The 13,151-nt window shown below is 60.9% G+C and carries 11 protein-coding genes; 4 read left to right on the top strand and 7 right to left on the bottom strand.

All coding sequences use genetic code 11. The features are described 5' to 3' along the window. Positions 1-54: 54 nt before the first annotated feature. The 4 genes from trhP to ACWBU6_RS05455 all read left to right on the top strand — a co-directional run bounded on the left by trhP (position 55) and on the right by ACWBU6_RS05455 (position 6,280). The gene (trhP, locus tag ACWBU6_RS05470) at positions 55-1,350 is read left to right on the top strand and encodes a prephenate-dependent tRNA uridine(34) hydroxylase TrhP (protein ID WP_452647828.1); all 1,296 of its coding nucleotides are present in this window, start codon (positions 55-57) and stop codon (positions 1,348-1,350) included. 158 nt (positions 1,351-1,508) lie between these two features. Next, positions 1,509-2,696 (top strand): IS4 family transposase, encoded by a 1,188-nt coding sequence (locus ACWBU6_RS05465; RefSeq protein ID WP_452644560.1) that lies wholly within the window; start codon positions 1,509-1,511, stop codon positions 2,694-2,696. 216 nt (positions 2,697-2,912) lie between these two features. Further along, positions 2,913-4,565 carry a M28 family metallopeptidase gene (locus ACWBU6_RS05460; protein WP_452647827.1) on the top strand — a complete coding sequence of 551 codons (1,653 nt, stop codon included), beginning with the start codon at positions 2,913-2,915 and terminating at the stop codon, positions 4,563-4,565. 104 nt (positions 4,566-4,669) lie between these two features. Beyond that, complete coding sequence (locus ACWBU6_RS05455; protein ID WP_452647826.1) at positions 4,670-6,280, top strand: methyl-accepting chemotaxis protein; 1,611 nt, start codon at positions 4,670-4,672, stop codon at positions 6,278-6,280. A gap of 59 nt (positions 6,281-6,339) precedes the next feature. Here ACWBU6_RS05455 and ACWBU6_RS05450 read toward each other — a convergent pair whose 3' ends face one another. From ACWBU6_RS05450 to ACWBU6_RS05420, 7 genes are all read right to left on the bottom strand, one after another. Continuing rightward, the gene (locus ACWBU6_RS05450) at positions 6,340-6,951 is read right to left on the bottom strand and encodes a DUF1579 domain-containing protein (RefSeq protein ID WP_452647825.1); all 612 of its coding nucleotides are present in this window, start codon (positions 6,949-6,951) and stop codon (positions 6,340-6,342) included. A gap of 61 nt (positions 6,952-7,012) precedes the next feature. Continuing rightward, positions 7,013-7,195, bottom strand: coding sequence for a hypothetical protein (locus ACWBU6_RS05445; protein WP_452647824.1), 183 nt, complete (start codon positions 7,193-7,195; stop codon positions 7,013-7,015). Then, positions 7,192-7,614: a hypothetical protein gene (locus ACWBU6_RS05440; protein WP_452647823.1), complete on the bottom strand. Its 423-nt coding sequence runs from the start codon at positions 7,612-7,614 to the stop codon at positions 7,192-7,194. The genes ACWBU6_RS05445 and ACWBU6_RS05440 overlap by 4 nt, the downstream gene beginning before the upstream one ends. A gap of 81 nt (positions 7,615-7,695) precedes the next feature. Then, positions 7,696-8,427 carry a MerR family transcriptional regulator gene (locus ACWBU6_RS05435; protein ID WP_452647822.1) on the bottom strand — a complete coding sequence of 244 codons (732 nt, stop codon included), beginning with the start codon at positions 8,425-8,427 and terminating at the stop codon, positions 7,696-7,698. 47 nt (positions 8,428-8,474) lie between these two features. After that, positions 8,475-9,311 (bottom strand): GNAT family N-acetyltransferase, encoded by an 837-nt coding sequence (locus tag ACWBU6_RS05430; RefSeq protein ID WP_452647821.1) that lies wholly within the window; start codon positions 9,309-9,311, stop codon positions 8,475-8,477. Position 9,312: 1 nt separating this feature from the next. After that, positions 9,313-10,236, bottom strand: coding sequence for a histone methylation protein DOT1-like protein (locus ACWBU6_RS05425; RefSeq protein ID WP_452647820.1), 924 nt, complete (start codon positions 10,234-10,236; stop codon positions 9,313-9,315). Positions 10,237-10,320: 84 nt separating this feature from the next. Then, positions 10,321-12,933, bottom strand: a complete 2,613-nt coding sequence (locus ACWBU6_RS05420; RefSeq protein ID WP_452647819.1) for a TonB-dependent receptor plug domain-containing protein — start codon at positions 12,931-12,933, stop codon at positions 10,321-10,323. Between the last annotated feature and the right edge of the window lie 218 nt (positions 12,934-13,151).

Below are 13,151 nucleotides of genomic sequence, written 5' to 3'. Positions count from 1 at the left end.
CCAGGTCATGGCCAGGCATCGGCGGCAGCGCTACGCTGGCGAATTTTGCCTGCCATGCTGACCGCCCCCGAACTCCTCCTGCCCGCCGGCTCCCTGGCCAAGATGAATGCCGCTTTCGACTACGGCGCCGACGCCGTCTATGCCGGCCAGCCGCGTTACAGCCTGCGCGTGCGCAACAACGACTTTTCCACTCTGCAGGCGCTGCAGGAAGGTATCGACGGCGCCCACGCACGCGGCAAGCAGTTCTTCGTCGCCAGCAATATCTTCGCCCACAACGCCAAGCTCAAGACTTACCTGCGCGACATGGCGCCCGTCATCGCCATGCAGCCCGACGCGCTGATCATGGCCGACCCGGGCCTGATCATGATGGTGCGCGAAGAATGGCCGGACATGCCGGTCCACCTTTCGGTGCAGGCCAACGCCGTCAACTGGGCCGATGTGAAATTCTGGCAGCGCATGGGACTCACGCGTGTGATCCTGTCGCGCGAACTGTCGCTCGACGAAATCGAGGAAATCCGCCAGCGCTGCCCGGATATGGAGCTGGAAGTCTTCGTGCACGGCGCGCTGTGCATGGCCTATTCGGGCCGCTGCCTCCTGTCAGGCTACTTCAACCACCGCGACGCCAACCAGGGCACCTGCACCAATGCCTGCCGCTGGGACTACAAGGTGGGCGAAGGCTGCCAGGACGCCACCGGCGACATCTCGGTGCTGCACCAGCAGCCGCGCCACCCGCTGGCCAACCAGACCTACCTGTTGGAAGAAGCCGGCCGGCCGGGCCAGCTGATGCCGATCTTCGAAGATGAACACGGCACCTACATCATGAATTCGAAAGACTTGCGTGCGGTGGAGCACGTCGAGCGCCTGGTGAAGATTGGCGTCACTTCGCTGAAGGTGGAAGGCCGCACCAAGTCCGCTTATTACGCGGCACGCACGGCCCAGGTGTACCGCAAGGCCATCGACGATGCGGTGGCCGGCCGTCCGTTCGACGAAAGCCTGCTCGGCCAGCTCCAAGGTCTGGCCAACCGCGGCTACACGGACGGCTTCTACCAGCGCCACCACACGCAGGCGCACCAGAACTATATGCGCGGCGCCTCGGAAACCGATCGCAGCCAGTACGTGGGGGATGTATTGGGGATCGACGGCGGCTGGGCGCGCGTCGACGTGAAAAACCATTTCGCGGTGGGCGACAGGATCGAAGTCATGCACCCCGGCGGCAACCGTGACATCACCATCGCCCGTATGCTGGCGGACGATGGCAGCGAAATCACGATTGCCCCAGGCAGCGGTCACATCGTGCGCATCCAGCTCGATGAAGGGCTGGACGGCGCATTGCTGTCGCGCTACCTGTAGCAGGATAAAAGTCGGGGTCAGCTCCTGACCCTTCCCCTCATATTTTTGTTGTAAACGTCTAAGGAAGCTGTTAACTTTCAATCCCAAAAACGGCGCATGCATGGCTGTGTCACCCCTTTCATTCGTAGCGTCCAAACTGCGAGGGAAAGGAATAAGCCATGCATGCACATGCAATCATACAGGGGTTATTGGAGCAGGAATGTCCGAACATGCATGCCAAGCGGCGAGCATGCCTGGCCAAGGTGGCAATCGCGGCGTTGCATGGTGGCCTGAGCCTGGTGCGCATGGGCAAGAAATTGGCCTCGGCGACGCAATTGCGTCATCGCATCAAATGCTGCGATCGACTTTTGAGCAATCCCCATCTGGCGCAGGAAAAGCATGCGGTGTACCGCGCGATGGCGCGTCGCGTGATTCGCCGCCCTGGCGTGCAGATTGCTGTGGACTGGTCGGCGGTACGCGACGATAGCAGTATTCAGTTGCTGCGGGCAGCGGCCATCATCAAGGGCCGCGCTTTCACGTTATATGAAGAAGTCCATCCCTGTGCCAAGCTCGGTTCACCGATTGTGCACCGAAACTTCATGCAATCGTTGCGTAGCATACTGCCGCCTGGCAGCCGAGCTATCATCATCACCGATGCCGGCTTTCGCGCCAGTTGGTTCAAGCTGCTTAACCAGCTCGGATTTGCCTGGGTAGGGAGAATCCGAAATCGGGACATGGTGCGCCCACACGACAGTTCTGACTGGGCTGGCTGCAAAACACTCTATGCGCAGGCATGCGCCCACGCGCGCGACCTGGGTCAATACTTCTATACGCGGGCCAATCCTGCCCTGTGTCGGCTCGTCCTATTGAAACGCCAGGCCAAGGGGCGGCACCGGCTGACCAAGATCGGCAAGCTGGCGCGCAGCTGCCGCAGCAAGAAGAATAGTAAGGGACAACGCGAGCCATGGTTGCTCGCCGTTTCACCCAAGCTCGCCTCCCTCAATGCCGAGCAAGTGGCAAACATCTATGCCGGCCGCATGCAGATTGAACAGACTTTCCGCGATCTCAAGAACGCGCAGTGGGGTATGGGGCTACGCTTTAGCCAAACCTACACATTGCGACGCCTGGCTGTATTGCTTTTACTGGGAGCGTTGCTCGCGTACGCACTCTGGCTTATCGGACTCGCCGCTCGCAAGATAGGTTTCAATGTCGCCTACGGCAGTCGCGCGAAGGCCGCCAGCACCCTGTCAATCCTGTCATTGGCGATGCATTGGATTAGTGAGGCCCAGCCGCCTTCGATCCACCTGACAGATCTCAAACACGCACTTGTCGAACTGATATCGATGGTGCGTGTCAGTGAAATATGAGGGGAAGGGTCAGGGTCAGCTCCGGCAATCGGACACGGGCTCAGCCGCTAGCGGCTGAGCCCGTGTCCGATTGCCGGAGCTGACCCCGACTTTTCAATTGCGAGGGGCGCAACGGGCAACATTAAGTTACATATGGGCCGGGCATTTGACCTGGGGGCCGGCAACCCCGATACTTGCCGGGTTTGAGATCCATTCACCCCAACCAGGAGGTAAGCAGTGAAACATTCCATGCTGGCCACCGTGCTGCTGGCTGCAGCCGCAGCGCAAGCGCAGGACGTGCCGAAGATCGACCCGCAACGACTGTCGCAGGACGTCAAGACTCTGGCATCCGACGAATTCGAAGGCCGCGGCCCGAACACCGCCGGCGAAGTAAAGACCGTTGAATTCATCGCCAAGCAGTTCGAAGCAGCCGGCCTGAAGCCGGGCGGTGACCTGGTGAAGGGCAAGCGTAGCTGGTACCAGGAAGTGCCGCTGGGCCGCTTCGAGATCAAAGGCCCGGTGGTGCTGAACGCGCACGCCGGCAAGGACAATATTCCGTTCGCACAAGGCGAGCAGATGGCCGTGCGCGCCGCGATGAATGGCGCCAAGCGCGTCGACTTCGACAAGGTTCCGCTGGTCTTTGTCGGTTACGGCGTGACCGCTCCGGAGCGCAAGTGGAGCGACTTCAAGGGCGTCAACCTGAAGGGCAAGCTGGCCGTGGTACTGATCAACGATCCGGACTTCGAAACCGGCCAGGGTGAGTTCGGCGGCAAGGCCATGACCTACTACGGCCGCTGGACCTACAAGTACGAAGAGATGGCACGCCAGGGCGCAATCGGCACCTTGATCGTGCACGAGACCGCACCGGCCTCCTACGGCTGGGCGACGGTGAAGAATTCCAACACCAACGTGATGTACGACATCGTGCGCAAGGACCCAGGCAAGTCGCACGCGCCGATGGAAGCGTGGATCCAGCGCGACGTGGCAGCTGACCTGTTCAAGCGCGCCGGCCTCGACTTCGACGCACTCAAGAAGCAGGCGCAAGCGCGCGAGTTCAAGCCGGTGGAACTGAAAGGCGTGAGCCTGTCGGCACACTACGCGGTGGACGCGCAAGTGATCAAGTCGAAGAATGTGGTGGCCGTGCGCGAAGGCAGTGCGGCGCCGAACGAAACCGTGATCTACAGCGGCCACTGGGACCACCTCGGCGTCGGCCTGCCTGACGCCAAAGGCGACAAGATCTACAACGGCGCCATCGACAACGGCACCGGCATCGCCGCCTTGCTGGAGCTGGGCCGCGCCTACGCAAAGGCGCCTGCGCCTAGGCGCAGCGTGGTATTCCTGGCCGTAACGGCGGAAGAAAAGGGCCTGCTCGGTTCCGAGTTCTACGCAGCCAACCCGGTGTACCCGCTGGCCACCACGGTCGGCATGATCAACATGGACGCCCTGAGCCCATATGGTCCGGCACGCAATTTCACCATCTCCGGCAGCGCCAAGCTGGACCTGCTGGATATGCTGGTGGCCAAGTACAAGGCCATCAACGTGAGCTTCACGCCGGACCCGCACACCGAAGCCGGTTACTTCTTCCGCTCCGACCACTTCCCGATGGCCAAGCGTGGCGTACCTGCCTTCTCCCTCAACTCCGGCGAAGACTGGGAGGAAGGCGGCGTGGCTGCAGGCAAAGCGGCGATGCAAGCCTACAACACCAACAACTACCATCAGCCTTCGGACGAGTGGGATGCCAAATGGCCCTTCACCGGCATGGCGCGCGACCTTGGCATTCTGTACAGCCTGGGCCGCGACCTGGCTGAATTGAAGGATTGGCCGAACTGGTCGAGCGACTCCGAGTTCCGCACGATTCGTGACCAAAGCGCAGCGAAACGTTCGAAATAAAAACACAAGTCCAGTTCAAGGCCCTCCACAGAGGGCCTTTTCTTTTTTTGCGAGGCATGCCATGCTGGGTTCACAAAAAGGATCGTTTCAGCTGGAGACAAACCATGAACTTCACGCAGTCGATGAGCATTGCCAAGAAACTCGCGGTGCTGAATGCCGGCGCCATCCTCGGCATCATCATCCTTACCGCCATCTTCCTTATCTCGGAACGCACCCTCATCCTTGAGGAAAGAACCAGCAATGTGCGGCAGGCCGTTGAAACGGCGTATGGCGTGCTTGACTACTACCAGAAGCAGGAAGCCAGCGGCGCCCTGCCGCGCCCGGAAGCCCAGAAGAAAGCAATGGATGCGATCAAGGTGTTGCGATATGGCAACAACGAATATTTCTGGCTGAACGACATGCAGCCGAAGATGATCATGCATCCGATCAAGCCCGAACTCGACAACAAAGACCTCAGCACCAACAAGGACCCGACCGGCAAGTTCCTGTTTGTCGAATTCGTCAACATGGTCAAGAAAGCAGGCGCCGGCCCGGTCGATTACATGTGGCCAAAACCGGGCAGCGACAAGCCGGTGCAAAAAGTTTCTTACGTCAAAGGCTTTGAGCCATGGGGCTGGATCCTCGGCTCCGGCGTCTACGTCGACACCGTCGATGCCACCGTGCGCGGCCGCGCTGTCACCTTTGCCGCCGGCGCAGTCCTGCTGGCTGCGGTGCTGCTTGGCATCGGCGTGTTCATCGCACGCGGGATGCTGCGCCAACTGGGCGGCGAGCCGGATTACGCGTCCTCGATTGCGCGCAGCATTGCCGGCGGCGACCTGACCGTGCCGATCGACGTCAAGCGCGACGACAATAACAGCATGGTCAATGCCCTGAAGGGCATGCGCGACGACCTGGCGCGCATCGTCAGCTCGGTGCGCACTGCCACCGATACCATCGCCACCGCATCGAGCGAAATTGCAGCAGGCAATAGCGACCTGTCGGCACGCACCGAAAGCCAGGCCAGCTCGCTCGAAGAAACAGCGGCATCGATGGAAGAACTGACTTCCACCGTACGCCAGAACGCCGACAACGCACGTACCGCCAACGAGCTGGCAGCCAACGCCTCGGAAGTGGCGCAGAAAGGCGGCGCCGTGGTGTCGCAAGTGGTCGAGACCATGGCCTCGATCGACAGCTCTTCGCGCAAGATTGTCGACATCATCAGCGTGATTGACGGCATTGCGTTCCAAACCAATATCCTGGCGCTGAATGCGGCAGTGGAAGCGGCGCGTGCCGGTGAACAGGGGCGCGGCTTCGCGGTGGTGGCGTCCGAAGTGCGCAACCTGGCACAGCGCAGCGCGGCGGCGGCCAAGGAGATCAAGGACCTGATCGGCGCTTCGGTGGAAACCGTGGGCATCGGCAATTCGCTGGTGGCGCAGGCCGGCAGCACCATGCAGGAAGTGGTGGAGAGCGTGCATCGCGTGCGCCAGGTCATCAACGAGATCAGCACGGCTTCCAACGAACAAAGCGCTGGCATCGCGCAGGTCAACGAGGCGATTTCGCAAATGGATGCGGTAACGCAGCAGAATGCCGCGCTGGTCGAACAGGCCGCCGCCGCCGCGGCCAGCATGCAGCAGCAGTCGGCGGCGCTATTGCAGGCGGTCGGCGTGTTCCGCGTCGATGCCGACAATTCATCCTCCGCGCCGGGGCGCCGCACGCCACGGCTTGGCCGCGGCTGATGCCGTGCTGAACCGGTCCTGTCGGGAACCAGGGCCGGTTCAGTCTTGCGTGCCCTCGATCACTTGACGCGGGTGTAGTTCATTTCCATCCACTTCATATCCTTGCCGTTCGGTCCCGGCCCCCACATTTCCAGCTTGTGGTGATCGTTGTCGGTGATGGCCATGCTCATCGTATAAGGGACTTCCTTGCCCATCATCGGGTCGGACATCATGCCCTTGTATTTGATGGTGTTGCCGTTCATGGTGCCGCGCGCCAGCGTCATGCCGGTGCTGAAGGAATCGATCCAGCTGCCGAAGTACTTCTTCGTGACGTTGTCGTATCCCTGGACGCCCATGCCGTCGAAAGGCTGGCCCATGAACTTACCCTGGTAGCTTTCTTGCAGGTAGCGGTTGCCCATGATCCATTTGCGCTCGGCGGAACCATCGCTTTCTTCAGGCGGCTTGGACGGGTCCATCCACATCTTCGACTTGACCGTGAACTTGCCAGCCAGCGCTTCGAGTTTCTTATGCGCCTCGTTGGGCGTGGCGGCCTTGTTCATCGCCTCCATTGCCGCCTTCTCGTCAGGCGGCGCGGCGGCCTTCTTCTTCTCCGGCGCGGCACTTACGGCAGCGCCGGCCACGGTAAATCCGGCAACAACAACCAGGTACTGCGCGACACGACGAAGCTTCATGGCGTCCTCCTATCCAGCAGGGTTGTGAAGAAGCCATTCTCCGCGCCGCCGCGCGGCCCTGTCAACCGCGCCGCTTGGATTCGCGCAACTTGCGGCGCAAACGCAGGTTGTCAGCAACAGCCGATACCAGCGCCAGCATCATCAGCGCGACTACCGCATCAGTATCCAGATACCGCCAGAACGCCCACGCGCCAAGCGCACATGCAGTGGCAGACAGGAGAAGAAGAATCTGGTCTTTCATCATCGAATCATCCGTGCCTGATAGAGGCTGCGACCTATCATCCTTTTATCATAGATCACCGGGTGGCGACGCATCGTGTCGGCCAGCCATGGCCGGTATAAGCCATTGCACCGGATGTCCCACATCACGTCGGCCAGGGAAACGCCAGCGCTCAGTGTCCGCCCCGCCGCAACAGCAATACTCCCGACCACTGCGCCCACATAAAATGCAGCAGCCATTGTCGCTACTGTGCCGAGTTTTTCCGCGCGCAGCCCCGCTCCGATCATTTCACCTACCGTAATTCGTTGCCCGAATTTATCGACATGTGCAATGAATACCGCCGCGTTCGCCAACGCCATTTGCAGGTTCCCAAATAGGGACGCTGGAGCCGGCAGGCCAAGCGATTCCATATTTTCTCGGAAGTACTGGTAGAAGTTGGACATATTCACTCCCTGGCAGGCTGCGTTACAGGGAGAATAGCGCCGCACGGGGCGGCGCGTTTTGCGGTGGTGCAAACGAATTGTTCAGGCGGCGTAGACGCTGACGGCTTCGACCATGAAAGGCGCGAGGCCGGGGTGGATATTGTCGAAGGTGGCGCGGAAGCGCGGGTCGTCGCGGTAGGTGGCGGCAAGGCGCGGCAGGTGCTCGCGCTCGGCAGGCCAGAAGTGCCGCATATGTTCATGCCAGCGCGCGACCATGGCCTGCACGGCGGCGCTGCTGGCGCCCTGTCCCATCGCTGCTGCCAGTTCGGCGTAAAGCGCGTTGCCTTCGTCGATCAAGCCTTGCTGCTTGTCTGCGCTGTAGCCCTGCCATTGCCGGGCCGATGCCTGCACGACTTCCTTGCCGTACTTCCGTTCCGCGTCCCGCTGGTATTGGTGCTGGCGCTCGCGCAGGCCGTCGAAGAGTTGAACTGCTTTCATGGTCTGGTTTCCTTTCAGGTGGAGTATGGTTTTGTCCACCGTGGAAATCAGTCCCTGCAGCTCCCGCAGCCGCCCGGCCAGTGCCTGCATATGGCTTTGCAGCGCCGCCAGCACGTCGAAGCCGGGGCGCGACATGATGTCGCAGATAGCGGCCAGCGGCACGTCCATCTCCCGGTAGAACAGGACTTGCTGCAACCGCAGCAGGTCCGCTTCGTTGTAATAGCGGTAGCCGTTGCCGCCAATGCGCGAAGGCTTGAGCAGGCCGATGCCGTCGTAGTAGCGCAGCGTGCGGCCGGTGACGCCGGTCATGTCGGAGAGCTGTTTCACGGTGTACATGCAGCCATCCTCAAGGTTGACGCAGCGTCAAGGTCAAGCACTATTTTTCAGCCCAGTTCAAAAGTTGTGATGCCGTACTGCCGCGCCAGCGGCAAGCCAGGGTCCGCGCCAGTGTACATGCGCGCCGTTTCGAAGCAGGCACGCATGCCGTGCCGCCCGGCCAGCGCCAGCGCAACGGCATTCGGTTCCGGCACGTCGAGGTACACCGGTACTTCGGCCGGCACGCGGCCAAGCAAGGCCTGCAACAATTCTTCGGCCACCTCGGGCAACTCGGCGCAGAGCGGGCCAATCTTGAAGCCCGAGCGGCACGGACGCAACACCGCATAGCCAAGCAGCACGCCACTGGTATCGCGCACACCGAGTGCCACGCTGCCATCCTGCTGCAACCAGCAGCGCATGAATTGCCCGCGGTCGTCAGGGAAGAAGGCGCGATCATACTGCAGTACCTCGCCGATATCCTGCGGGCCTAAGGGCAGCACGCGGTCGGCAGCCGGGACGTCGCTGCCCCGCCCTTCGAAGCGCACGTTGCGGTGCGCCAGCAGGAAACCCGAGCGGGCGTAATTTGCCTGCTGGGCCGGCACCCCATCCAGTCCCACGTTGCGTCCTTCCAGCCGCGCCATGCCAGCGCGCCAGATTGCCATGCCGTGGCCTTTCCCGCGGAACTCGCGCCGCACGATATAGCCGCCGATGAAGCCGAAGCCGGTGCCGTACCGCACCGCGAAGATGCTGGCCACCGGCTCGCCATCGATCGTGCCGAGCAGGAAGCCGCCCGGGTCGGCAGCGTGAAAACTGGCGGCATCCTGCAGGCCCGGATTCCATCCTTCCGCAGCAGCCCAATCGAGCACCGTTTCGAGCTCGGGCAGTGTCATCGCACGAATTTCCATGTCAGGTTCCAATAGATGAATCATAGGCAGTGAATGCCGCACGTACGGAAGATTCCCAGGCAGCGCTATCCGGCTCGTAAAGAGCGCTGGCCGCAGGCGGCGTAGCCGCCTGCGGAGCGCTGCGCCGGCGATACAGGAAAACCGTCGTCCAGGCCACGCTGGGCGGCGCGAACTGCCTCACCAGTTCGAAGGCCGGATGCGGCAGGGGAAAGGTGACGGTTGTTACCAAGGCGCCCTCCGGCAGCTCCCTTGCCAGCTTCTCGGCCAGCCGGTCCATCATCGGCGCAAAACAGGTGCTGTAGATATAGACCATGCTGGCATCGGAGACATCGGCGGCAAACATGTCCTGGTGCAGCAGGCGTACCCGGTCAGCGACGCTAGCTGCAACGGCAGGCTCTTCCGCCGCGCCGGCCGCCAGCATCTGCTCCAGCCGCAGCTGCGCCATCTCGTTGCGATAGCCAAGCAGCTCAACGCCTGTGCAGCGCATGCCGGGCAAGGCTATTGCCGCGCTCAATACAACCTTGCCCAGGCCACTGCCAAGATCAATGAAATGGCCGCGCAAGGGCAGCCACGGCATCACCGCTTCGAAGTAGTTATCGAGTTCCTGCTGCGTGAATTCGCCGTAGATCAGGCGGCCATCGTCGGCCAGCCATTGCGCCAGCTCCGCATCGGAGATCTCGGCCAATCCACGCGAAGGAGCCTGCTCCGGCAGCATGCCATGCTGCTGGATGCCGGCCGGTACGCTGCCTGCAATCAGGCGCCTGTGCGGTTTCAGGCGTTCGATAAAGACTTCGCGCTGCTCCGGCCTACGGAACGCCTCGCGCACCGCCAGGCCGATGTCGACGTAGCGGGCAAGTACTGCATCGTCAATAACGGGCCGTACATGCTGTGCGCCACTGGTGATGGCCCGCCGCATCGAGAGCATGGTTTCCCCCTGATCGGTTGATGATGCACTTTACAATAAAAAACCGCCCCAAGGGGGCGGTTTTCGCGGCATCCGGGTACCGGTTCAGAAGCGGTAGTTCAGCGACGCTGCGTAGGTGCGGCCAAGCTGGCTGAAATGGGAGCCGTCGTAGGTCACCATGTCGTAGCGGCCGTTGAAGGTGATCAGGTTGCGCTGGATGGCCTTCAGGTTTGGATCGTCGATGATCGCCTGGCCGTCGGCATTCAGAGCCTTGAACTCCCACTTGGGCGTGGTGTTGAACACGTTGTTGACGTTGAACGACAGGGTCATGTTCGGCATCAGGTTGTAGTTGATGGCGAAATCGGTGACGTTCTTGGTCTTGAACTTGGTCTCCAGGTTGCTGTCCAGGCCAGCCTGGCGGAAGCGGGTCGGGCCGAATACGGTGTTGTTGACCGACAGGTTCAGCTTCTTATAATCCCAGTCCGCGCCGAGGATGGTCTTGAACTTCGGACGCGACGTGAACATCAGCGCTTCCTGGGTGGCATCCATTACGGACTGGCCAGCATTGGCCACCAGGGGTGGATTGCTCACCGCGCCATCGCGCTCGTTCTTGTGGGTATAGTTACCGGACAGGTTCAGGGTCAGCTTGCCGTCAGCCAGCGGGATGTTCTTGCGCGACAGGACGTAATCCAAGCCTTCGGTGCGGCTGGTGATCGCGTTGATGAAGAAGCTCACCGAAACGATCTTGGCCTTCGCCAGTTCCTGGTCCAGCTGGCTGGCGCTGAAGCAAGTGTTATACGCGGCCAACTGGTCCGGATAAGCAGGATCGGTCGGCTCAACGGTCGGCTGTACGCAGATCGGCTTGATTTCTTTGCCCAGTACGATACGGTCCTTGACCTTGATATTGTAGTAGTCCAGCGTAATGCTGGTGTTTTCATCCGGCTTCAGGCCCAGGCCCAGGGTGATATTGTTGGATTTCTCAGCCTTGAGCTTTGGCACGCCCAGGGCAGCCGCCTGTGGCGACACGTTGTTCACCAAGCCCGAGACCTGGATGCCGGAACCCGGCACAAAGGAATACTGCGCCTTTTGCGTGTAAATCTGCGCCAGCGAAGGCGCGCGGAAACCCTTCGACGCGGACGCGCGCAACGTTAGCCAGTCATTGGCCTTCCAACGGGTGGAGAGCTTCCATACGAACGCTGAGCCGAAGTCGGTATATTTTTCCCAGCGGCCAGTGCCATCGACCAGCCATTCCTTGCTGATGTCCCAGGTAGCCCCGGCGTACAGGCCGTAGTTGGAGCGCGACGATGGGAAGGAATTGTCCGGATGGTTGCCGGCGAAAGAGTCGGCGCCGGTGCCCTGCCAGGAGAAGCGGTCGCCTGCAATTACTTCATATTTCTCGTGGCGCAGTTCGGTGCCGGCATAGAAGTTGACGGTGTCGGTAAGCTGTTTGGAGATATCGCCATTGAACACATAATGTTCGAACTTCACACCACCGGCATTGAAATGCGTAGGCGAACGCTCGGTGCTGATCCCAGCCAGCACATCGTCTTCCATGCTTCGGTTGACGGAGTGATCCACATCGTACTTCTGCTTGTTGCCGCCGTAGGTCAAGCTGAAGTCGGTGGTCCAGCCGGCCAGGTCCATCTTCACGCCACCGGTGGCATTGTAGTCATCCAGCGTGCCGTCGAAGGTCGGCTGGTAGCCTTCATATGGCGTGCCGGCCGGGTGCAGCAGGCCGTAGTCGGTCGGGCGCCAGTACGGGGTACGGTAATTGGCGTAGGAGTTGATCTTCTTGTTCACGTAAGCCGCGTTGGCGTAGAGCGCAACGCCTTCGCCGACCTCGTAGCGGGTATTGAACAGTCCCTTGTAAGCCTTGGTCTTGGGCGAGCCGTTGATGTTGCGCGCGTCAGGATATTTGGACAGGAAGGCCTGCACGTCCGCCAGCGACGCGCCGAAGTCGCTCGCTTCGCCAGCGGCGCTGACCACGCCGGAACGGCTGGACAGGTTTACGCGCGAAGCATCGATGGTGTAGTTGAAGAAGCCGCGGTCGCCGCCCAGCGTGAAGCCCTGGTTGACACTTAGGCCGCCCATGCCGCCATCGTGCTTGTGGGTGATGCCGGTGCGCGCGGTCACGGAACCGCCTTCGGCATTGTCCTTCAGGATGATGTTGACCACGCCGGCAATCGCGTCGGAACCGTACTGCGCCGAAGCGCCGTCGCGCAGCACTTCGATGCGCTTGATCGCATCGGAAGGGATGGCGGAAATGTCGGAACCGGATTCACCGCGGCCAGGCGAGGTCTGGGTATAGACCAGCGAGCTCATGTTCTTGCGCTTGCCGTTGATCAGGATCAGCACCCGGCTCGGGCCCATATTGCGGATTTCGTATGGGTCGAGCAGCGAGGTGGCGTCGTTGACCGGGGTCTGCACGGTGTTGAAGGATGGGACGCGGAACTGCATCGACTTGTCCAGGGTGGCCTGGCCGGTCTTGGTCAGTTCGCGCGAGCTCAGCACGTCAACCGGGACCGGGGTATCGACCATGGTGCGCTGCGACCCACGGCTACCGGTCGACACGATGACCACCTTCTGGATCTCGTCTGTGGTGCTCTCGGCAGGCTGCTGGGCCTGGATAGGAGCCGCATCCTGTGCGTGGGCCTGGCCCAGCAGCACGAAGGGGCTGGCGGACAACATTAATGCTGCAATCGGAAAATGTTTATTCATGTATTTCTCTCTTCCATACAGATTTTTAAAAGACTAAGCAGAATTTATATGCAACATTTTCATCCGTCTATTATTTCCAGTTATACATGCGTAAATACAACATGCATGGATCTTTTTTATGAAGTCGCCCGGCAGATAAAATGCCTCGTGATAATCTTTATGCCATGAGCTATAAAAGCCTCTGCGTGCTGCTGGCCCTGTTCACCGGCATGGCTGCC

This window comes from Pseudoduganella sp. HUAS MS19 (assembly GCF_053615455.1).
The sequence above is the reverse complement of the archived record's forward strand: the minus strand, read 5'-3'. Positions and strand labels throughout refer to the sequence as shown.

Excerpts from the sequence above, each read along its gene's own strand:
- ACWBU6_RS05425 (WP_452647820.1), bottom strand. The coding sequence starts at position 10,236 with ATGCTCTCGATGCGGCGGGCCATCACCAGTGGCGCACAGCATGTACGG.
- ACWBU6_RS05440 (WP_452647823.1), bottom strand. The coding sequence starts at position 7,614 with ATGTCCAACTTCTACCAGTACTTCCGAGAAAATATGGAATCGCTTGGC.
- ACWBU6_RS05435 (WP_452647822.1), bottom strand. The coding sequence starts at position 8,427 with ATGTACACCGTGAAACAGCTCTCCGACATGACCGGCGTCACCGGCCGC.
- ACWBU6_RS05455 (WP_452647826.1), top strand. The coding sequence starts at position 4,670 with ATGAACTTCACGCAGTCGATGAGCATTGCCAAGAAACTCGCGGTGCTG.
- ACWBU6_RS05445 (WP_452647824.1), bottom strand. The coding sequence starts at position 7,195 with ATGATGAAAGACCAGATTCTTCTTCTCCTGTCTGCCACTGCATGTGCG.
- ACWBU6_RS05450 (WP_452647825.1), bottom strand. The coding sequence starts at position 6,951 with ATGAAGCTTCGTCGTGTCGCGCAGTACCTGGTTGTTGTTGCCGGATTT.
- ACWBU6_RS05465 (WP_452644560.1), top strand. The coding sequence starts at position 1,509 with ATGCATGCACATGCAATCATACAGGGGTTATTGGAGCAGGAATGTCCG.
- ACWBU6_RS05420 (WP_452647819.1), bottom strand. The coding sequence starts at position 12,933 with ATGAATAAACATTTTCCGATTGCAGCATTAATGTTGTCCGCCAGCCCC.
- ACWBU6_RS05430 (WP_452647821.1), bottom strand. The coding sequence starts at position 9,311 with ATGGAAATTCGTGCGATGACACTGCCCGAGCTCGAAACGGTGCTCGAT.
- trhP (WP_452647828.1), top strand. The coding sequence starts at position 55 with ATGCTGACCGCCCCCGAACTCCTCCTGCCCGCCGGCTCCCTGGCCAAG.